Source organism: Paenibacillus sp. PvP094 (assembly GCF_040546835.1).
Classification (GTDB): domain Bacteria; phylum Bacillota; class Bacilli; order Paenibacillales; family Paenibacillaceae; genus Paenibacillus; species Paenibacillus illinoisensis.
Map to the genome: position 1 here is coordinate 1,170,158 of NZ_JBEPOM010000001.1, position 20,980 is coordinate 1,191,137.

Below are 20,980 nucleotides of genomic sequence, written 5' to 3' on the forward strand. Positions count from 1 at the left end.
GTTCAATTCACGAGGCAAGCCTGCTTTCGCTCGCATTCCGAGATCAACCGTTCCCATTTCCATTCCCCAAGTTACTTATCATGAATTCATGTTCTCTACGCTGGCATTACCCAGATCAGATATACGGTCAGCGGCATAAGGCCCCAATCTCAGCCCAACTTCATTGAGCTCCCGGTTCACTTTATTTCATTGCTACTAATGTACACCACATGGGTATTTGTGGCAATAACATATAACCCGGACAAGGTTTCACACTGGAGAATCCCGATTAAAGAAAGGATGCCAATTCCATTAATATGAAACATTTAGGAGAAATTGGCCGTCTATATACGGGAAAGGGGATTGATGATATGAATACAACCAACACAACCTGGCAGCAAAAAAAGTGGAAATGGATCCTTGCCGCTTCGATCGTTACCGCAGGAACGGTACCTGCACTGATGTCATCCAATGTAGTGGAAGCGGCAGCGATACACCAGCCTGCAGCCTATATTAACAATGTTCCTGCCGAATATGATGTGGTTATTCGCCAGGGAGTTACGTATGTGGCGCTCACTGAATTGAAATTTCTGGGTGACTATACTTTCGGATACAACAACAAAACGAAACAAATTAGCATTAGTACAGGAAGCGACAAGTATGTACTCACCCCTAACAGTAAAAACATGAAGAAAAACGGACAGGCTGCAGCGCTGTCATCCGCTCCGATTCTGGTGAATGGCAAAGCCATGCTTCCGCTTCGTGCAATCGGTGAAGCCTTCGGTGCACAGGTTCGATGGAATCAGGCTGCCAAGGAAGCTTATATATATACGCCAGATGCATCGATTATTGAGGAGTACAACAGTTCTGACCTGACCATTGCACGTGAGGCTGCGCTTCGTCTTCCACGTTTTTCGGATTTAAAACAGGCACGCCTGGACATCCGTAATCCACTGGGTCCTGTCGACTCATCGATGACTTACATTTTTGAAAAAGGACAGAAGGACTGCTTTTTCGTCAACGAAGATAATGATCTCATCAGTTACTACGAAATTAAAAATGGAACTGCCCTGCTGAAATGGCAGGCCAACGTGAGCAGTGCAGCCGGAACAATCGGAGATCTGTTCTTTATCAAAACCAAAGCTGTAGCAGAAGCAGGGAAGCGACCATCCGTAGCAGGTCAAACTCTCGTATCGTTCCAATACTCTCGCATGCTCGAAGAGACTTCTTATGAGGTCATGAACAAGTCCGGCTCCATTGATTCGGGTTCCATTGCCCCGCAAAAAGACAACATCATCGTTGCCGTTCCAGAAGAAAACGAATGACTACTGAGAAATCTCAGAGACATATAATATTTTCTAAACTCTTTTCATCTAGTTTTATGGCAAACGCAAAAAGGCATCCTTGAGGGTGCCTTTTTGCGTAATGATATATAAAAGGGTCTAAACAATGCAATTGTCCCCGCTCTATCTTTTCGTTGACATGCTATCCTTAATATTGCGTATTCCCCGATTGACTTGTTTTACCCGACGCGAATCCCTTGAACAGGGTAGGTACTTTGGAATAGCGGGTATTCGTTATTTTGCCGACCGTCGAGCTGCTGTCTGTGCGCAGAATGGAATCCTTCACATTGGAAATGTTGGAGCTGTCCACGTTCATGGTAACCGCGTAAGAAGTTCCCCCATTTTGTCGTACCAGTTTGCCGATATCATCTGCTCTGAAGTTTTTGATGTTAATTGTCCCCGAAGCGTTCATCTGGAACACCTTATCATATGCCTTGTATGCTGCACCGCCCGTAATATTAACGGTACCTGCGGATTTAAGCGTGAGTGCATCTTCACCGACATCATTCCAGGTCACGTTCTGAATATTGCAGTTGCCATAACAATGGACGCCATCAGCTGCCGGGGCCTCGATCACTACATTTTTTAGTGTAGCTCCTGCCTCAAGACGAAAGATGGGTTTTTGATTCTCGGCCTGACTGCCATCTCCCAATGTGTTTGGATCAGCGGCTACGCTTTTTCCTTTGCCATCATAAGTCTCACCTGCTTTGACAATAATCGTCGTCTTCACAATCTCGGGAGCAGCAGACACGGGTAATGCACCAAATACAGAAGCGACCAGACCTGCGGAGAGCAGCAGCGATAACATTTTTCTCATGCGTAAATCCTCCCTTATACGGATATATTGGTGTTCAAGCCAGCTTGTCTTCCCGGATCCCTTAAGAGGTGCACCTCTTTCCTGGACCCTACCCTGATCCTACCAAAACAGGAGTGTAATGATAATAATCATTAGATTAGGTATACAATTGTCGGCATGATACCTGCATTCTTAGCAATCTTTGTCGATCCATTCCGCGTGGAATGTGCTGATCTTAACTTTCGGTATGCTTCATTTACAGTCTGTAAAAAAATCTGCAGAACAAAAAAAGAAACCCTTGGTCTATGAAAGACAGGGTTTCTCAGATGCAATTCATCCTTATGGATTAACATAATTCCTTTATAATCATGATATATCTACAGTTCTTCCTCACTATTTTCAATGGATGGTTGAAGTGAATAGAGAGGGTTATTATCTGTAAATTCATTTACATTCTCAAATGTTACTGTACCGTTATCAGCTACGATCATTTTGAAAACGACCCAATATCTCTCATTGCCGCTTCCTTCCTCTACCGTAAACGAGGCACTTGGTGAAGCTACAGCTCCGTGGAACACTTCAATTTTAGCTCCTGAACTCTTGATCGTACTCACTCCTGAAAAATGATGCACATAAAACGTATATGTTCCAGGAAGCAGTTGACGTATGGTAGTCGTTTCAGGTCCATAGGACGTGACATCATCCAAGTCCAGATCTACCATAAGTTCGTCATTATTATAGTATTGCTTATCTGCGAAGAACGTATGGAACACGCTGTTGTCACCTGCAGGACCTACAAGGTGTGAGTCCAAATCGGCTGGGTCTTTCCCCCATGTCAGAACAATACGTGTTTCATCTTGCGTAGGTATTTCAATAGCTGTTTGATTTTCATTTCTATTTTCCACATTTACTGCGGAAACACCAATCAGATACGTTTTAATATATTTCGTGTCTCCTCCTCCCAGTTCACCTGTGTAGATGCCTGGTGGAAGATAAATTTGATAGTTTCCATAAGTATCTGTAGTAACGGACCCAACAATTTCACCTGTTTTATTATCTAGGCCTTTTCTAAAGGAAATTTGCAAATTGGCAACCGCTTCTCCAGCAACATCCTTGATGTGACCGCCGAATCCGGTCAGCTTGATTGCACCACTTTGGCTTCCTGCAAAATGTGTTTTATTAACATCGGACTCTACAGTGATGTACAATGTGGCTCCGTAACGGTTAACAGGTTCAAATGTAAACTCCCCATTACGGTACTGCAAATTATTCAATTGTTGTTCTGCACCATTCAAATAGGCATGAACTACAAAATCATCTACTGTCAATTCAGAAGTATCCAAACCTTCGGTAAACTCCAATTTTGCACTTCCATTGGTAACTTGAATGCCTTCGAGCGTCGGATAAGCTGCTCCTTCGTTATAAACTGCAACAGTTACTGGGACATTGATCTCAAAATCTCCATATTGGGCTTGCACAACTGTTGTACCGTTACCTTTGGCCTGAATCTTGCCTGAGTTAACGACAGCGATGGAGCTATCTTCGACTTCCCATGTTGCAAAGGAAGTAATATCTTTGAATGCTGAGCCAGCATTGCCCGTGAGCACGATCTGACGTGTCGAGTCAATTGCTGAAAACTCTGCTGCTTCCGGTGAATAAACGACACTCGTCACCGTAGGATTTGCTTCAATGGTTGGAGACTGATTCAGTTGACTGAAATCAATGCCTTCTACATTAACCAGAGCCGAATGTAATGCTCCCCCTCCAGAAAATTGTACAATTGCATTCAATATCGCCCGATTCACTACAGCACCATTATTAATTTTAAACACAGTGTTCAATGCTTGTTCGAATACTTCGAGATTGCCAATGGTGGAGTTATCTCCAAATTCCACTGAAATTTGCTCCGCATGAACCATTACGGAGTCGAAGTTTCCGCTCAGAGCTACCGAAGCATTATGCGGAACCGACTCTGCAATATCGATTGATCCGACCTGACCTGTGGAAACATTCTGTACGATCGCACCAGATCTAATTTCAATCTGCTGAACATCACTTCCACCTTCAAGGACCAGACGGATACTGCCATCTGCTTTGTCAACGATCACTGTTGCTAGAACGGAGTTCACCGCATGAATACTGTTAGGTCCTCCGCCATAAATCTCAGTGGTTCCCGTAACATTTACATTATCAAGAGTCACGTCACCGTTTTCTACGGACTCAAGTATTTTCAAATTACCATTAATTTTAGTGTTTTTTAGAGTGACACCTTGAGAACTAATAGTTACATTTCCAGTTACATCCCCAAGCGTATATTCACCTGGAGCGGTAAGATTTTTACTAGGAGCTTGTTCCCCGCCTCCATTATTTCCACCATTGTTACTACCGTTCCCTTTATCTCCGGAACTGCTACCACTACTTCCTTTACTACTACCTTCAGAAGGTTTTGTCGTTTCCGGTTTTGCTTCGTTAGATTCTTCAGTTCCGTCCTCTGTCTTGGCCGGAGTCATGTAACTATCATATGTAGACTTATTCATTACAAATTCATAGGCAAGTCTCGCTAACGCTTGGCGATCTGCTATTCCTGAAGGATTAAATTTTACTGTTCCATCTTTTTGAACTAATCCTTTGATGAAACCAGATTGGTAGGCCAATGCTACAGAATCTTTTGCCCAGTTCGATACTTGATCCAAATCAAAAAGTTGAGGTTTGGATGTTTGGCTCGTTACGTCTTGTTGGTTCCAACCAAAAGCTCTAACGAAAAATACAGCTAATTCTTCTCTTGTCACGTTCTTATTAGGTGAAAAGCTATCTTTGGAAGTGCCTTGAGCAATCCCGGATTTGACCAGTGCACCTACATAGCCGGCATACCATTGATCTTCCTTTACATCCTTGAATTGGCTTGCTTCAGATGTATCAGGCTGCAACTTAAGTGCACCGACCATAATTTTTGCCAATTGAGCTCGTGTTACGGAATCAGAAGGCTTAAAGGTCCCATCAGAAAAACCTGTAAGTATTCCTTGTTCCACCAATTTGGTTATTTCCGTTTTGGCATACGAATGATCAATATCAGTAAAAGAATTCTTAGAAGTAGCTACTTCTGCCGATACAGATAAACTAAGAGATAACATGGAGACAACCAGCGACGTAGAAAGCATTAACGATAGTTTGCGATTAAACTTTTTCCATTTCGAATTCAAAACTCAAACACACTCCTCAGTAGGCTTCTAGTAGGTAAAAACAACAACATATGAATCTATGGAACTATATCACCTCCTGATCAATAGGATAATAATACCATGTAAAATCATAAAAACAAGATAATTAAACTATGATTTTACAAAAAAGTTGTTATCCTGAATTGATTTCAATTTTTATTATCTAAACTATTCTGCAATAAAAAAAGCAAAAAGCGTGCCATATCGAAATAAAATTCGAAGGGCACGCTTTTAATTATATTTTATTTGACTAGGCTCCGAACCGCTGACGATATCCGCACTTTCGGCATAGTTCCTCCACAGCTTCCCGCTTGGAAAAACCATAAACCAGATTGTTCGCCCGCTCGCCTTCGACAATCTCCGAGAAAGACTTCTCATGGACGTTACCGAGATTAATGACACCTTCGCCATCGAGGCAGCACGGAACAACCGTGCCATCCACAAGGACCGCCGCCTGACTGCGCAGCGCATGACAGAAGCCTTTGCCATCATCCTCTGGTGCATCCAGACTTGGCCACTGGAACTCGTGGTCCTGATTGAGATAGACATTCGGCGCAATTTTGACACCGCTGCCTGGAACCACCTTCTCCTCAATGCGGAAATCCAGGTTGAACTCGCGCTCCAGTACCTCCAGTGTTTCCCGGTTCCGATTCATCTGGGCATTCGTGAAGTTATCCTGCGTCAGATTCCAGAGCCGGAACGAGATGATCACATTATGTTTCACAGCTTCCCGGGCAAAGGACAAAATATTGCTGAGGTATCCCTCACGGTCCGTCGATCCCTCGTGCCCGTCGAAACTGTGCAGAGAGAAGTTCATTTGCCGCAACGCCGGTTTGCCAAGCAGCTTATGCTGGGTCTTGGGCAGCAGTGTTCCGTTCGTTGTTATGTTTACCTTGAATCCCTTCTCATGTGCGGAATCCAGTAACAAATCAATTTTGGGGTGAAGTAACGGTTCCCCTTTGACATGCAAATAAATGTGTTTGGTATGTGGCTTAATCTGATCCAATATATTGTTGAAGACTTCAGGGTCAATGAATCCTTTGGCACGCTTGGTCTGCGGACAGAAGCTGCATGCCAGGTTACATATGCTTGTAATTTCAATATATACTTTCTTGAACGTTTTCAACTCGGGGTCCCCATTCTGCTTAGGAGGGAGAACAGTCCCACCCTCATTTGTAATCCGGCCCATATGTGCCATCCCCATTATATCGGGTTAGGAAGCCAAGGTAAATCGACCAGCCTGATAATTTCCTTTTCTCCTCGAATCCATTAATTACGTTCACCTATAGATTCTTTCAATCGAAGTATAGGATGTATTGATTGTCCGGGTTATTGTGGTTGCCGAAACGCAATGCTAGAATCTAAACAATTTAAAACCAAGTTAAAACGTAAGAATAATAAGCTATGAGGAGAGTGTATTCATGATTACTGTTAAGGCACCTGCAGTATATGTACACGAAGCTAACATTCTTGAGCAAAGTGGTCCACGGATTGCACAGCTTGGGCAGCATGTTCTGATCATCGCCGGTGAGTCTGCATTAAAAGCCGTAAAGCCTTACCTTCTTCCTTCACTGGAGGAGCATAAGATCAAGTTCCATGTGCAATTGTTTTACGGTGAGGTTACGATAGGCCAGATTGATACTTTTACGCAGCAAGCTTTCGATCTGGATGTTGATCTGATTATCGGCGTCGGTGGTGGTAAAGTGCTCGATCTGTCCAAAGCGGTGGCCGAGCAAGCCCAATTGCCCATTGTAACGGTCCCAACGATTGCTGCAACCTGCGCTGCCTGGTCTGCCTTAACCGTGCTCTATGATGAACAGGGCCAATCTGCAGGATATCGTCCGCTGCGCCGTTCGCCTAATCTTGTTCTGGCTGATCCTCATATTCTGGCGAGTGCACCAAGGCGGTATTTGGCCGCTGGGATCGGTGACACACTCGTAAAATGGCATGAGTTCGCCGTTAATCTAAGTGGCAACGCCACCAGCCTCACTCTCCGAAACAGTGTCAGCACTGCCAAGCTTGCACTCGATATTCTCGAAGCGCACGCCATCGATGTCTATGAATCCACTGATACAACCGGTAGTACACCTCAATTCCGTGATGTTGCCGACGCCATTATTGTGCTCGCAGGCCTTGTAGGCAGCATTAGCGATGGATCACTTCATGCCGCAATTGCTCATGGGCTACATGATAGCCTCACCAAATTACCCGAAACACACGCTTCACTGCATGGAGAAAAGGTAGCCTTTGGACTTTTCACCCAGTGGATCCTTGAAGGCAAAGCAGGGGATGAGCTTCAGGAGCTGACCACTCTGTTACATAAGCTGAATCTGCCTATCACTCTTGCCCAACTCGGCATACAACAACAGCCTCAGGAAGCTGCTGCGCGCATTGCAGCAGGACTACAGTTGCGGGAAGGCAGTGCGGCACATCTCTCCTTCGGAGTTAGCACGGCGCAGGTAACCGAAGCCATCCTTCAGGCAGACCGCATCGGCCAAAAATTCATAGAATCCAGTCAGTCCAGTGAAAGCAGTACATACACCAAGGAGGTTTCCTCCCTATGATCCGTCCAAACCGCCAGTACACTCTTCCCTTAACTGCCTTTCTGAGCGCGCTTCTGTTGTTGCTGATTTCCGGCTGCTCTGCCGGAACGGATAATCAGGCCGCGGGTACAGGCACAACACCGACAGTAGCATCAGCTGCTTCGAATAAAGACGTTACTATTCGGGTTGGTCAGACCGGATGGGGCAATCTCGAATTGGGGCTAAAAGCCGCCGGACTCGATGACACCCCCTATAAAGTCACTTATAACGTATTTCAGGGAGGTAACCTGATCCTCGAAGCGATGGCTGCAAATCAATTGGACTTTGGTGTGACCAGTGAAATTCCGCCCATTTTTGCATCTCAGGCTGCCAATGGTGGAAACTTCAAAATTATTGCGGTACAACAAGGCAGCACCTTAAATCAGGAGGTCGTTGTTCCCAAAGGTTCTTCTATCAAATCAGTTGCTGACCTGAAAGGCAAGAAAGTTGCTTTCGTAAAAAATACAACAGCCCACTATTTCCTGCTCAAAATGCTGGAGGAAGCCGGACTAACCTGGAGTGATATCAGTCCGGTCGAACTTTCAACAGCCGACGGACTCAGCGCCCTGATTAGCGGGAAAGTGGATGCCCTTGCCAGTTACGGCAATGCCATCATCTCCGCACATCAGAATGGAGCAACAACGCTCGCCAGCGCCAAAGATATCCTGTCAGGCAGCTTCCTTGTAGCCGCGTCCGATCAGGCTATTGCAAATGCGGAACAGAAAGAGGCCCTAGCCGATTATCTGGAGCGAATCAACAAATTCAATGATTGGGCTCGTGCCAATAAGGATGCGTGGGCTCAAATTACAGCAGACAATACCCACCAGCCGGTGGAACAAGCCCTTAAAACCTACACGGATGGAGAAGCACAACGCCCATCACGTATTGTTGCCATTTCTGATGAGGCAATCAAGTCCGAACAGGACGTAGCAGATACGTTTCAGCAAGCGGGAATTTTTGGTCAGGCAGTCGATGTGAGCACATTCTGGAGTGATGCACTTCAAGATCAACTTCCAGCTCCAGGTAGTCAATAACGAAGGAAGCAAGGAGGTAGGCATAACGTGCGGTCCAAAACCTTTAACCGGGCATGGTTTAACCAGTTCATTCCTTTTGTTGTACCCCTACTCATTCTGGCTCTGTGGCAATGGCTGACTGCATCCGGAGTTGTTGCAGCCAATATTTTGCCCCGTCCCGCTCAAGTACTGGAGGCCTTCATTCGTCTGCTTGGTAACGGTGAACTACTGAACAATATCAGTATTAGCGCCAGACGAGCTTTGGGAGGATTCCTCATTGGTGGGGGTCTGGGTTTTCTGCTGGGAGTGCTGAACGGCATCTCCTCCCTTGCGGAAAAGATCGCCGACTCCTCGGTACAGATGATCCGTAACATTCCGCATCTGTCATTGATCCCCCTCGTTATTGTGTGGTTCGGGATCGGTGAAGAAGCAAAATTATTTCTCGTTTCACTGGGTGTATTCTTTCCGGTATATCTGAATACGTTCCACGGCATACGATCGGTCGATCCCGGTCTGATTGAAATGGGCAAAGTATATGGCCTCAGCCGTTGGTCCCTTTATAAAGACATTATCCTACCTGGTGCACTGCCTTCCATTCTCGTGGGTATTCGTTATGCACTTGGCATTATGTGGCTGACCCTTATCGTAGCCGAGACGGTTGCGGCGGATGCGGGGATTGGCTACATGGCGATGAATGCGCGGGAATTCATGCAGATGGATGTAATCGTCTTAAGCATTCTGCTATATGCCCTGCTGGGCAAGCTGTCCGATACCATCGCCAAATGGCTGGAACGGCGCTGGCTGCGCTGGAACCCGGCTCTATCCCGCAAGTAAAGCCAAAGGAGCGTGAATTGATCCATGAGCACAAGTCAGATCAGTCCTTTTCTTCAAGTAGATAGGGTTCAGAAATCGTATGATCAGCGGACAATTCTATCCGACATCAATGTCAATGTAAGACAAGGGGAATTTGTAGCCATCGTTGGACGAAGTGGTTGTGGCAAAAGCACTTTGCTGCGTCTGATCGCCGGGCTGGAATCCCCCTCTTCCGGAAGCGTTATGCTGGGCAACAGAAAGCTTGGCAGTACAGCACCAGAGACACGGTTTCTGTTTCAGGAAGCCCGACTGCTGCCTTGGAAATCCGTGCTCGACAATGTACGGCTGGGAATCCCCGACAAGAACAAGGAAGATGCACGCCAGTCGCTTCGCAATGTAGGACTTGGAGAGCGTGAAGGTGACTGGCCGGGGGTATTATCTGGCGGACAAAAACAACGTGTTGCCTTGGCACGGGCACTCGCAAGTCATCCGCGTTTACTGCTGCTGGATGAACCGCTGGGTGCATTGGATGCATTGACCCGAATTGAAATGCAGCAATTAATCGAACGCTTGTGGGTAGAAGAAGATCTGACTGTCATTCTGGTCACTCATGATGTCAGTGAGGCGGTTGCGCTCGCTGACAGGGTGCTGTTAATCGAGGATGGTCATATAACGATGGATACCCGAATTACGCTGGAGCGTCCACGTGTTCGGGACAGCGGGTTTGCTCATTTTGAAAATCTTATTCTAAATCGCTTGTTGACTCCTCCACAAGAGACACCACAGCAGATAGCCCAGAAACAGATATCATTCTCGATCTAATTCCACTGGAAAGAAGGTATGATTATGCAATCCCTCTCAACCGTTCCCTCTCCTCCTGTTAAAGATCTGTTAAATCAAATTCCGGCTTATACACCTGCCAAATCCATGGAACAGATCCGGCGGGAATTGGGACTGGAAAGTGTAGATCGACTTGCAGCGAACGAGAATCCGTTTGGCTCTTCTCCCCTGGCAGCGGAAGCAGTCAGATCGCTGAGCTCCGATCTTCTGGCTCAATACCCCGACGGTTCCAGCCAACTGCTGCGAGACAAACTTGCGGAACGTCTGGGTGTGCGTACCTCCCAACTGGTATTTGGCAGTGGATCATTCGAGCTCCTAACCCTTACCGCCCAAGCCTATCTTAATCCCGGCGAGGAATCACTCATTCCGGTCCCCTCCTTTAACTGGTATAAGGGCGCTACGCTGCTGGCAGGCGGGGTTATTCATGAAGTGCCTTTGGTCAACCATTCACTGGACCTGGAGCAATTCCGGCAGCGGATCAATGCTTCTACCCGAATCATCTGGCTGTGCAATCCGAATAATCCAACCGGAACCATTTTCACGGCAGATGCCCTGCTTGGTTTACTCGAACATGTGCCCTCCCATGTCGTGGTTGTCCTGGACGAAGCGTATTATGAATTTGCGGAAAGTGAAGATTATCCTGATACGGTTAAGCTGCTGGAGCAGTATAATAATCTGATTATTTTGCGAACCTTCTCCAAAATATATGGACTTGCCGGCCTGCGAATTGGATATGGCATCGGGAATGAAAGCATCATTGAAGGCATTAACCGGGTCAAGCTGCCCATCAGTTTGACAGCCATCTCCCAAGCCGCTGCTTCAGCCAGCCTGGATGATCATGAATTTGTTTCTCATTGCCTGCACTACAATCGTCAGGGACGGAAAACGTTAATGCAGTCCTTTGATCATTGGAAGTTACCCTACATCCCTTCCGAAACGAATTTCATGATGGTGGATCTGTTGCAGGATAGTGGCCCGATTACCAAAGAATTGTTAAACAGAGGCATCTCTGTCCGCGGCGGTGCCGAATTCGGCATGCCTACCTGGCTTCGGATTACGATTGGCACACCTGAACAGATTGCCCGTCTGATCGGTGAGCTTGATTCACTGTTACATTCAAACAATTAGAATAGGTCACTTTCCTAACTTCTTTACGCACACTTCTTTTAAGCCGCCCTCTTTACATCTCGCGGGCACGTGATATATGCTGTGTACACAACTGCATATCTTGAACGATTGCACTAGGGGAGCCTTGCGGCTGAGACGAATAAATGTATTCGGACCCTTTGAACCTGATCTGGATCATACCAGCGGAGGGAAGTGGAGCGGACTTTCAGTTAACGGATTTTTTTCATATTCATATGAACATGAATGTCGGTTGAACTTAACAGGCCCACTCATTTCTCCGGAAATGGGCGGGCTTTTTCGCATTTACTTACATACAGATCGCAAACAACGTGCATTTCCGTTCAGGCAGTTTTTATTCCAAGGGGGTCAAGGAACCAAATGAGCAACGATGTACAGATTGACAACATGACCTTTACTTTTCCGGATCAGAGACATTCCCCCATCCTCTCCAATGTGTCGATGTGTGTAAAAAAGGGAGAGTTCGTCTCGCTGATCGGCTCCAGCGGGTCGGGCAAGAGCACACTCTTCAAGCTGCTGGCAGGCTTGCTTGAACCGACAGACGGCACGATCGAAATTGCTGGGGTGCCGCCTGGACAGCGACTTGGGCGAGTCGCCTACATGCCGCAGAAGGATTTGCTGTTATCCTGGCGGACGGTTATGGAGAACTGCCTGCTTCCCTCGGAGCTTGCCCCGAGGAAGCAGGACAAGGTGAAGCTGCGCGCTTCCATTATGGCCGGACTCGACAGATTCGGCTTATCCGGCTATGAGCATGCCTACCCGGACGAACTGTCCGGCGGCATGAAGCAGCGGGTCGCCCTGCTGCGCACGTTGTTGACAGGAGGACAGCTGATGCTGCTGGACGAACCCTTTGGCGCGCTTGACGCCATGACCAAGCGGGAGATGCATCGCTGGCTGCTTGAATTGTGGGAAAGCCTCGGCAAAACGGTGCTGTTCATCACGCATGATATTGAAGAAGCCCTGTTATTAAGTGACCGGATTGTCCTTCTCACTCCTGGTGGTCGGCAGCTGCTGGACATGACGGTGCCTCTACCCCGTCCGAGACACTCGGACATGGTCTACGATCCCGATCTTATACAGATGCGACAACGGTTGGAGGAACAACTACATGCGAAGCTTTAACGTCAGCAGATGGCTTGCCCGCTACGGCCTGTTCGCTGCGCTTCTTCTCCTGATGCTGGTCAGCTGGGAATGCATCGTGCGATTGGGCTGGGTCCCTTCTTTCATCATCCCTGCACCTACATCAATAGCGAGTTCTCTAGTTGAGCATCGGCATCTGCTCCTGGGAACCCATCTGCCTGCCACATTGGTGGAGGTTGCGGTTGGCTTCGGCTTGTCCATCGTTGCCGGAAGCGCTCTGGCAGCAGGCATGCACCTCAGCCGTTCGATTGAAAAGGCGCTGTATCCCTTCATCGTAATCAGCCAGACAATTCCACTGATTGCCCTGTCTCCTGTATTCATTCTGTGGTTTGGCTACACACTCTGGAGTAAGGTCGCTGTGGTGTTTCTGATCGCATTCTTCCCGATTGTGGTCAGCACCTATGATGGTCTCCGTCAAGGCGACCCGGAACAGCGCGAACTGCTGATGACCATGGGAGCAAGCACGTGGGATCTGTTCCGCAAGCTTCAGGTACCTCTTGCGCTGCCCTCTTTCTTTTCCGGATTGAAGATGTCGGTGGTGTACTGCGTGGTCGGCGCAACCATTGGCGAATGGCTCGGAGGCAGCAAAGGACTTGGTTATTTCAGCCGCAGAATGTCCAGCAGCATGAATACCGATGCAATGTTTGCATCCATTCTGCTGTTATCCCTGCTGGGCATCGGTCTGTTCGTGCTTATTGCCTGGCTGGAGCGAGTCCTCGGATTGAAGCGGAATGCAGAGCATGCACGCAGAGGAAAGTCGATTAAAAGGCAATCGGCAATGAGATAACAAGTGCTGCTCCTTCCTGTCGATCTCTTTAAAACATATCAGCGATTGGAACCAAACAAAAATGAAAGAAACGAGGCCCATTTATCCATGAGAAAGAAGAAACTCATTCACATCCTGCTTCCTGCCCTCATCTGTTTATTACTGATCGTCAGCGGTTGTGGCAATACGGGTGCGAACCCATCATCGTCCGATTCCGATCCCCAGGTACAGGGCACAGATTCAACAACAACCGGATCGTCGTCTGGTGACCATGATTCATTGTCCATCATGCTCGACTGGTATCCGAATGCAGTCCATTCCTTTATATACGCAGCACAGGAGAATGGATATTTCGCAGACCAAGGTCTCGATGTGGACATTCAGATGCCTGCCGATACAAATGATGCACTCAAACTTGTAGCCGCTGGCAAAGTGGACCTGGCGCTGAGCTATCAGCCGCAAATTTTGCTAGCCCGTGGAGAAGGCATTCCCGTACGATCCATCTCCGCTGTCGTTCGGCATCCACTCGTTCATCTGCTGACGGAAACGGACGGCAACGTGAACTCGCCCAAAGATCTTGAAGGACTGACGGTAGGATATTCCTCCGTTCCCCTATATGAAGCCATGGTGCGTACGATGATTAGTCAGGATGGCGGCGATCCAGACCGCATGAATTTGGTGGATGTCGGATTTGATCTGATCCCTTCGCTGGCCTCCGGTCAGGCCGATGCGATCATGGGTGGTTTTATCAATCATGAACAGTTGATTCTTGAGAAAGAAGGTCATCCCGTTAAGTCAATTAACCCCGTCGATTACGGCGTGCCGGATTACTACGAACTCGTTCTTACAGCAAGCGTCGAGGGAATTGAGGCGAAGAAGGATCAGCTCACCCGCTTCGTCAAAGCGATCCAGGAAGGTCAGAACTATGTGACCGAGCATCCGGAAGAAGCATTGAACATCCTGCTCGCACACGAAAATGAGACGTCCCCGCTGGATCGGGAAATTGAAACAAAAAGTCTGGACATTCTGCTGCCGCTCATGACTGAAGAAGGTATCCTGTTCGGCTGGCAGGAACCTTCATCCTGGGAAAACGTGCGGAAGTGGCTGGTACAACGTGAATTGGTTCCGGATTCGGTACAGTCCGAGGATGCGTTTATCAACTTGCAGGAGAAGTAAAAAGTACAGTTGCTGCTAAAAAATAATGGCTTATCAGGAGGGAATTTCAAATGTCATATCTGGCACGCGTTCGTACTCAAAATCCACTTGTTCACAATATCACCAACCTCGTGGTTGCTCCCTTTACGGCCAACGGTCTGCTCGCACTGGGCGCCTCTCCCTTCATGGCCTACGCACATGAAGAGGTAGCCGATGTCGCTAAAATGGCCGGAGCGGTCGTGCTCAACATTGGCACACTCGATGACCAGGTTGTTCAGGCCATACGCCTCGCCGGACAATCGGCCAATGCCCATCATGTGCCAGTTGTACTTGACCCGGTGGGAGCTGGCGCTACGGCCTATCGCACGGATACGGTTCAGATGCTCGTGCGCGAGCTTCGACTTACCGTACTGCGGGGTAACGTAGCGGAAGTCGCCAATGTCATAGGCGAGAACTGGAGCATCAAGGGTGTCGATGCAGGCCAAGGCGAAGGTGACCGCACCGGAATCGCCGAGCGGGCAGCACAGAAGCTTGGCTGTATTGTCGTTATCACTGGACGCGAGGATATCATTACGGATGGGCGGACCACGTTCCTAACGCAAAATGGACATGCCCTGCTCACTCAGGTCACTGGCACAGGATGTTTGCTCAGCTCCATCATCGGTGCCTTTGCTGCGGTTGCACCGACAGGAGAAGAATTGCTAAGCAGTGTTGTTGAAGCCCTTGCCTTCTACGGCGTTGCAGCCGAGATCGCGGCAGCGCGCACAGCCAACCTCGGGCCAGGCAGTTTCCAGATCGAGCTGTTAAACCAGCTCGCGCTGGTAACTCCGGACGTGCTTGCACAGCAGGCTCAGGTACGACAGCTTGGCGGTGATCCCCAATGAGTATGGCGCAGGCACTCACGATTGCCGGGTCGGATAATGGCGGCGGGGCCGGCATTCAGGCGGATTTGAAAACCTTTCAGGAGCTGGGCGCTTACGGCTTGTCTGTTATTACTGCGGTTACCGCACAGAATACACTAGGCGTTCAGGGAGTCTATCCGGTTCCTTTGGAAGGCATTGCCCAGCAGCTCGACTCCACAGGTGAAGATTTCCAGCCCAGAGCGGTAAAAACAGGCATGCTCTTCAGTGCAGAAACCATTCGCTTGGTTTCCGAGAAATGGCGGCAATTCGGCTGGACCAATCTGGTCATTGATCCGGTCATGGTAGCGAAAGGTGGTGCCCCTTTGCTTCAGCAGGAGGCGGTGCACGCCCTGATCACGGATCTGCTTCCACATGCATTAATCACAACGCCGAATATTCCGGAAGCCGAACTGATCACCGGAATGACCATCCGCAATCTGACGGATCGTGAAGAAGCCGCCAGACGAATCGTGCACATGGGCTCTGCGTATGCTCTGGTCAAAGGCGGACATGCTGAAGGTAATGGGATGATTGTTGATGTGCTCTATGACGGCACGTCCTTTCACTATTTGGAGAACGTACGCATCGTGACACGCCACACCCATGGGACCGGATGTACGTATTCTGCCGCCATCACGGCGGAACTGGCCAAGGGCTCGTCTGTCCTGGCTGCCGTAACAACCGCGCGAGCGTTCATTCAGGCGGCCATTGAGGATGAACTGGGGATTGGGGCCGGACACGGGCCAACGAATCATTTTGCGTATCAGCGCAGACAGCGGGGTGAGCAGTGATGCGCAGATGGGGTGCAGAAGCGGTACGCCAGGCCATGCAGGTGTACCTGGTGATGGGCAGCGTGAATACAACGCTGGACCCTGTGGATGTGCTGCGCCAAGCTATCGCCGGCGGTATCACGCTGTTCCAGTTCCGCGAGAAGGGAACTGGCGCCCTTGCTGGCGAAGCCCGCATCTCGCTGGCGATGCAGCTTCGCGAGGTGTGCAGCCAGCACGGGATTCCGTTCATCGTGAACGATGATGTGGAGCTGGCTGTTGCCGTGCAGGCCGACGGCATGCATGTCGGCCAGGACGATGCGGACGCGGCGCTGGTACGCGCCCGCATCGGAGCCGGGCGGATGCTTGGCGTATCCGCCCACTCCGTGGCTGAGGCGCGCCGTGCCGTGCAGGCGGGCGCCGACTACCTTGGCGTCGGGCCCATGTACCCGACGCGCTCCAAGGCGGATGCCCACGCTGTGCTGGGCCCCGCCGGGGTGGCGGAACTGCGCGCCGCAGGCATCGCAGTTCCGGTGGTGGGTATCGGCGGCATTACGCCCGATACCACGGCCGCCGTGATGGCGGCAGGAGCCGACGGCGTAGCCGTCATCTCCGCCATCGCGGGCGCGGCCGATGTGCGCGCAGCGGCTGCGCAGTTCGCTGCGGCGGTGCGCGGGTTGCAGGCATAGCCGCGCCTACCTGCACCGCCTCCCCTCCCCACACGCTGGGGGCAGGCTGCTCCTTCAGACTGACTGCCTCACCGTTTACCCCCAACATTCATCATAGTTCATACTTTTTTGGATGCGGCCTCCTGGCTCGCATCTTTTTTTACCTGTTGACTCTCACGTTACGTGACGCTATACAATCGGTGGTGTAAGGAGGTTTGATCATGGCCATGAAAGTCAAAGAAGTTGCCGAACTTGCCTCGATCAGTGTGCGCACACTGCATCATTATGATGAGATCGGATTATTAACCCCGGACGAAGTCACTTCAGCCGGATATCGGCTGTACTCGGATGCCAATCTGGAAACGCTGCAGCAGATTTTATTTTTCAGAGAGCTTGATTTCTCCCTGAAAGAGATCAAAAGCATTATCACCAACCCTTCCTTTAACCGGGAGGAAGCACTTCAGATGCACCGCCGTATTTTGCTGGAAAAGCGTCAGCGACTTGATCAAATGATCGCTACCATTGATCGAAGCGTTTTGCATATGAGAGGAGAGATACACATGACAACGAAAGAACAGTTCGAAGGATTCGACTTCAGCAAAAATCCGTATGAACAGGAAGCCAGAGAACGTTGGGGAGACGAAGCTGTAGAAAAAGCAAACCAGAATCTTCAGGGCAAATCTGCCCAAGAACAGAAAGCCCTGTCCGATGAAATGAATGAAATTTATACACGGCTGGCAGCACTTCGTCACACAGACCCTGCCTCGAACGAGGCTCAAGCAGGAATCGCCGAATGGTATGCCTATCTGAACAACATGGGGAACTATTCCCCGGAGGCTTTCAGAGGACTGGGACAAATGTATGTGGATGATGAACGCTTCACTCGTAATATCGATCAATTTGGCGAAGGATTGGCCATGTTTATGAAGGATGCGATGGCAGTCTTTGCTGACCGTAAGAGCTAATACTATATGCTTTTCTCATTAAATCCGATCTACTCCAAGTATAAAAAAAAGGGACGTACGCCATAGGCGTTACGTCCCTTTCCCTGTATCTCAGCCGCAATGTGATTGACCCCTTCCGGCCCTTCACTCTGAGTACTTTTTAAATGGTATAACCAGTGATTACATTGCACCGTACTGATTACCGAGGCAGTGTTCCCCTATTATGCTCTTGGCGCATGATCGGATGACGAAGCTGTCGATGCCAGGCTTGTCTTCGCCATGCGTCCCGGAATCTGCCAGGCGGATACAATAGCCAGCACGATGAACAACAGATCAATCGGCTCACTGAAGTAATCTGTAATGGTTGCGAAGAACTCGCGGATGATCTCAACATCAAACGCCAGTTCCATCATTCCGATATCTCCGAACAACTGGGATGTAAAATAGATCACGGTAAGATACTTACCCAGCAAAATGCCGAGAAGTGCGAAAATAACCGCAATGATTTTATGTACCGTTGCAATACGTTTGTTGGAGAACAACACAACCGCATACCCCGTAAGTGCCCCAATCAAGATGGCGATAAGCCCTACCTCATATTCGGTCGATGCTGCAATTGCTGCCCACACGGCTCCCCCTACAATCGCTGCAATTAACCCACCGATGATCGGCAAGCCAATTCGGATTCCTTGTTTCTCTTCCACGTGCTTTTCCCTCCTGAGTCATGCTTATGCTTATTTTCCAGAATTCACCTTTCTTATGAAACCACAAAATGTACTCTCTTTCAACATATTTCTACAATCTAAGCGCATGGAGTTCATTAACCTTGAAACAGGCACACCCGCCCAACATCGGCATAATCTAATTCAAAAGCCATGGAAAGGAGCCCTCGCCCATGTATTATGTTCCATATTATCGAAATGACAGCATGCTCACTGCTCAGATTGCAAAGGCTATTAATGGAGAATCGTCAGCAATTGCCTGTTATGCCAAACTGGCTGAACTTGCACCTACGGAGGAAGAAAAAGCACGTATTTTAGAAATACGTCAGGATGAGATGAAACATCTTCAAGTTTTTATGGCTATCTATGTATCCTTAACAGGCATGCAGCCCACCGTTCAAATTGCTCAGGACTGTCCATCTGAATATATTGCCGGTCTAAACTACGCTTTCAAAGACGAACAGGAAACCGTAGAATTTTACGCTGATGTATCTGATCAGGCGACAGACCCCTATATCCAAGCAGCGTTTAAGCGGGCAGCCACGGATGAACAGAGACATGCCGTCTGGTTCCTGTACTATCTGACGCAGCATAGGTCATCCCTGCCAATAAAGAACGACTCTTTCTAAAATAAATAAACACCCCCTCTTTGCCGTACACAGCTAAGAGGGGGTGCATAATGAAGCTATTGTTATAGTTTCGCTTCTTTGGACGGCTGAATGACTGCAGCAATCTGTGCCAGAATGGCATCTACTGAAGCCGGATCATGTACATCATACTGATCAATGTTCAGACGCAGTACCGGACAAGCGGTGAACTGATCAATCCATACCGAATAACGTTCATGCATATGTTCCCAATACGAGCGGTCCGTCTGAATTTCCATTTCACGTCCGCGTTCCGTAATTCGGTTCAGAATGGACGGCAGACTGCCTTCCAGATAGATCAACACATCGGGATGAGGGAAATACGGTGTCATGACCATTGCTTCAAACAAACTGCTGTACGTTTCGAAATCCGTGGCTGACATCGTGCCCTGATCCGCATGCATTTGCGCAAAGATTCCCGTATCTTCATAGATGGAGCGATCCTGCACAAATCCCCCGCCAAGCTCGAAGATCTTCTTCTGTTCCTTGAAACGCTCCGCCAGGAAGTAGATTTGCAAGTGGAAGCTCCAACGCTCAAAATCATGATAGAACTTCTCCAAATACGGATTATGATCGACCTGCTCCAGGGATGTCTTGAAATTCAAACGCTGCGCAAGTGCTGCCGTTAACGTGGATTTGCCCACGCCAACCGTACCTGCTACCGTAATTAATGCATTCGCCGGAATGCCATAGTTATTCATCTGATATACTCCTTTACCTGATTAACAATCTGCCTGAAATCTTCAGGATGCTCCACAAAATCCAGCTGCTCCGCATTGACTTTAATAATGGTTGGCGGGTTCGTACTTTCCCCCAGGTAGGCCATGCCTGTTTTGTAATCCGCGATCAATTGTTCCATATATGCCGGGTCCATGTCCTGTTCAAAGGAACGTCCACGTTTGTTAATGCGATACATCAATGTGTCCAGCTCGGCTTCGATGTATAACACCAGATTGGGTTTAGGCAGATCGTCGGTTAACAAGTGATAGATTTGACGGTATTTGTCCCGTTTGGTCCCTTTCAGGGTACGTTCGGCAAAGATCATATTTTTGTAGATATGATAATCCGATATGACGGGCGTATTTTGTTCAATGTAGTGCAGACCGGTGTCTTCCAATTGCTTGAACCGGTTGCATAGAAAAAACATTTCAAGCTGGAAGCTCCACTCATCAATATTTTGATAGAAGGAAGCCAGAAAGGGATTCTCTTCTACTATTTCCTTCACCAGCGGAAGGTTTAATTCCTTGGAAAGCATCGTTGCCAGGGTGGTTTTCCCTGCTCCAATCGCACCCTCCACCGCAATAAACGGGGCTGAATTCATCGTGTTTCTGCTCCTCCTCGACCTCATGCGTGTTTCCGTTTCTGTACAGACCTCACCTATTGTATCACAGCCCGTAGAGTCGAAGGCCAGTATTTTATGTAAAGTCAGTCTCTGTTAAATACCCCTCCCGCAAATGGCCTGATTACACCATACGATGAAGAGGACTGCTTGCATAATGAACCATTTTCTTGCTCCGATTCTTCTCCAAACTTTCTGAA

At 48.6% G+C, this 20,980-nt stretch carries 20 protein-coding genes and 1 riboswitch; of the genes, 14 read left to right on the forward strand and 6 right to left on the reverse strand.

Annotated features, from left to right (window positions below; genetic code table 11):
• Window positions 1–350 precede the first annotated feature (350 nt).
• Entirely contained in the window at window positions 351–1,304 is a 954-nt protein-coding gene (locus ABIC22_RS05510) for a copper amine oxidase N-terminal domain-containing protein (protein ID WP_354479126.1), read from the forward strand.
• Between the two features lie 166 nt (window positions 1,305–1,470).
• On the opposite strand, the gene ABIC22_RS05515 is transcribed toward ABIC22_RS05510, so the two are convergent.
• From ABIC22_RS05515 to ABIC22_RS05525, 3 genes are all read right to left on the reverse strand, one after another.
• Window positions 1,471–2,139, reverse strand: a complete 669-nt coding sequence (locus tag ABIC22_RS05515) for a pectate lyase (protein ID WP_127538421.1) — start codon at window positions 2,137–2,139, stop codon at window positions 1,471–1,473.
• A gap of 356 nt (window positions 2,140–2,495) precedes the next feature.
• Window positions 2,496–5,318, reverse strand: coding sequence for an S-layer homology domain-containing protein (locus ABIC22_RS05520; RefSeq protein WP_354479129.1), 2,823 nt, complete (start codon window positions 5,316–5,318; stop codon window positions 2,496–2,498).
• 268 nt (window positions 5,319–5,586) lie between these two features.
• The gene (locus ABIC22_RS05525; RefSeq protein WP_095288619.1) at window positions 5,587–6,462 is read right to left on the reverse strand and encodes a radical SAM/SPASM domain-containing protein; all 876 of its coding nucleotides are present in this window, start codon (window positions 6,460–6,462) and stop codon (window positions 5,587–5,589) included.
• Window positions 6,463–6,757: 295 nt separating this feature from the next.
• Here ABIC22_RS05525 and ABIC22_RS05530 point away from each other — a divergent pair, with 295 nt between their 5' ends.
• The 12 genes from ABIC22_RS05530 (at window position 6,758) to ABIC22_RS05585 (ending at window position 18,093) form a co-directional block, all read left to right on the forward strand.
• Window positions 6,758–7,900 carry an iron-containing alcohol dehydrogenase family protein gene (locus ABIC22_RS05530; protein WP_354479132.1) on the forward strand — a complete coding sequence of 381 codons (1,143 nt, stop codon included), beginning with the start codon at window positions 6,758–6,760 and terminating at the stop codon, window positions 7,898–7,900.
• Window positions 7,897–8,952 carry an ABC transporter substrate-binding protein gene (locus ABIC22_RS05535; protein ID WP_354479135.1) on the forward strand — a complete coding sequence of 352 codons (1,056 nt, stop codon included), beginning with the start codon at window positions 7,897–7,899 and terminating at the stop codon, window positions 8,950–8,952. The genes ABIC22_RS05530 and ABIC22_RS05535 overlap by 4 nt, the downstream gene beginning before the upstream one ends.
• 27 nt (window positions 8,953–8,979) lie before the next feature.
• On the forward strand, window positions 8,980–9,765 hold the full coding sequence (locus tag ABIC22_RS05540) for an ABC transporter permease subunit (RefSeq protein ID WP_113056161.1): 786 nt from the start codon (window positions 8,980–8,982) through the stop codon (window positions 9,763–9,765).
• Between the two features lie 24 nt (window positions 9,766–9,789).
• Complete coding sequence (locus tag ABIC22_RS05545; RefSeq protein WP_127538417.1) at window positions 9,790–10,566, forward strand: ATP-binding cassette domain-containing protein; 777 nt, start codon at window positions 9,790–9,792, stop codon at window positions 10,564–10,566.
• Between the two features lie 24 nt (window positions 10,567–10,590).
• On the forward strand, window positions 10,591–11,712 hold the full coding sequence (gene hisC / locus ABIC22_RS05550; RefSeq protein WP_354479138.1) for a histidinol-phosphate transaminase: 1,122 nt from the start codon (window positions 10,591–10,593) through the stop codon (window positions 11,710–11,712).
• Between the two features lie 105 nt (window positions 11,713–11,817).
• A riboswitch (TPP riboswitch) is annotated at window positions 11,818–11,920 on the forward strand.
• A 170-nt stretch (window positions 11,921–12,090) separates the two neighbouring features.
• Window positions 12,091–12,852 (forward strand): ABC transporter ATP-binding protein, encoded by a 762-nt coding sequence (locus ABIC22_RS05555; protein ID WP_354479141.1) that lies wholly within the window; start codon window positions 12,091–12,093, stop codon window positions 12,850–12,852.
• Window positions 12,839–13,657 carry an ABC transporter permease gene (locus tag ABIC22_RS05560; protein WP_127538414.1) on the forward strand — a complete coding sequence of 273 codons (819 nt, stop codon included), beginning with the start codon at window positions 12,839–12,841 and terminating at the stop codon, window positions 13,655–13,657. Before ABIC22_RS05555 ends, ABIC22_RS05560 begins: the two co-directional genes overlap by 14 nt.
• An 87-nt stretch (window positions 13,658–13,744) precedes the next feature.
• Complete coding sequence (locus ABIC22_RS05565) at window positions 13,745–14,812, forward strand: ABC transporter substrate-binding protein (protein ID WP_354479144.1); 1,068 nt, start codon at window positions 13,745–13,747, stop codon at window positions 14,810–14,812.
• 50 nt (window positions 14,813–14,862) lie between these two features.
• Window positions 14,863–15,675, forward strand: coding sequence for a hydroxyethylthiazole kinase (gene thiM / locus ABIC22_RS05570; protein ID WP_354479147.1), 813 nt, complete (start codon window positions 14,863–14,865; stop codon window positions 15,673–15,675).
• Window positions 15,672–16,484 (forward strand): bifunctional hydroxymethylpyrimidine kinase/phosphomethylpyrimidine kinase, encoded by an 813-nt coding sequence (gene thiD / locus ABIC22_RS05575; protein WP_354479150.1) that lies wholly within the window; start codon window positions 15,672–15,674, stop codon window positions 16,482–16,484. Before thiM ends, thiD begins: the two co-directional genes overlap by 4 nt.
• On the forward strand, window positions 16,484–17,149 hold the full coding sequence (gene thiE, locus ABIC22_RS05580; protein WP_354485864.1) for a thiamine phosphate synthase: 666 nt from the start codon (window positions 16,484–16,486) through the stop codon (window positions 17,147–17,149). Before thiD ends, thiE begins: the two co-directional genes overlap by 1 nt.
• 200 nt (window positions 17,150–17,349) lie before the next feature.
• Entirely contained in the window at window positions 17,350–18,093 is a 744-nt protein-coding gene (locus tag ABIC22_RS05585; protein ID WP_354479153.1) for a MerR family transcriptional regulator, read from the forward strand.
• Between the two features lie 200 nt (window positions 18,094–18,293).
• Here ABIC22_RS05585 and ABIC22_RS05590 read toward each other — a convergent pair whose 3' ends face one another.
• Complete coding sequence (locus ABIC22_RS05590; RefSeq protein WP_246058354.1) at window positions 18,294–18,776, reverse strand: hypothetical protein; 483 nt, start codon at window positions 18,774–18,776, stop codon at window positions 18,294–18,296.
• Between the two features lie 191 nt (window positions 18,777–18,967).
• Here ABIC22_RS05590 and ABIC22_RS05595 point away from each other — a divergent pair, with 191 nt between their 5' ends.
• Complete coding sequence (locus ABIC22_RS05595; RefSeq protein ID WP_127538408.1) at window positions 18,968–19,423, forward strand: ferritin-like domain-containing protein; 456 nt, start codon at window positions 18,968–18,970, stop codon at window positions 19,421–19,423.
• A 62-nt stretch (window positions 19,424–19,485) separates the two neighbouring features.
• Here ABIC22_RS05595 and ABIC22_RS05600 read toward each other — a convergent pair whose 3' ends face one another.
• A complete protein-coding gene (locus tag ABIC22_RS05600) occupies window positions 19,486–20,142 on the reverse strand; it encodes a deoxynucleoside kinase (RefSeq protein ID WP_127538407.1) in 657 nt (218 codons plus the stop codon).
• Complete coding sequence (locus ABIC22_RS05605) at window positions 20,139–20,762, reverse strand: deoxynucleoside kinase (protein ID WP_354479157.1); 624 nt, start codon at window positions 20,760–20,762, stop codon at window positions 20,139–20,141. Before ABIC22_RS05605 ends, ABIC22_RS05600 begins: the two co-directional genes overlap by 4 nt.
• Window positions 20,763–20,980: the final 218 nt, after the last annotated feature.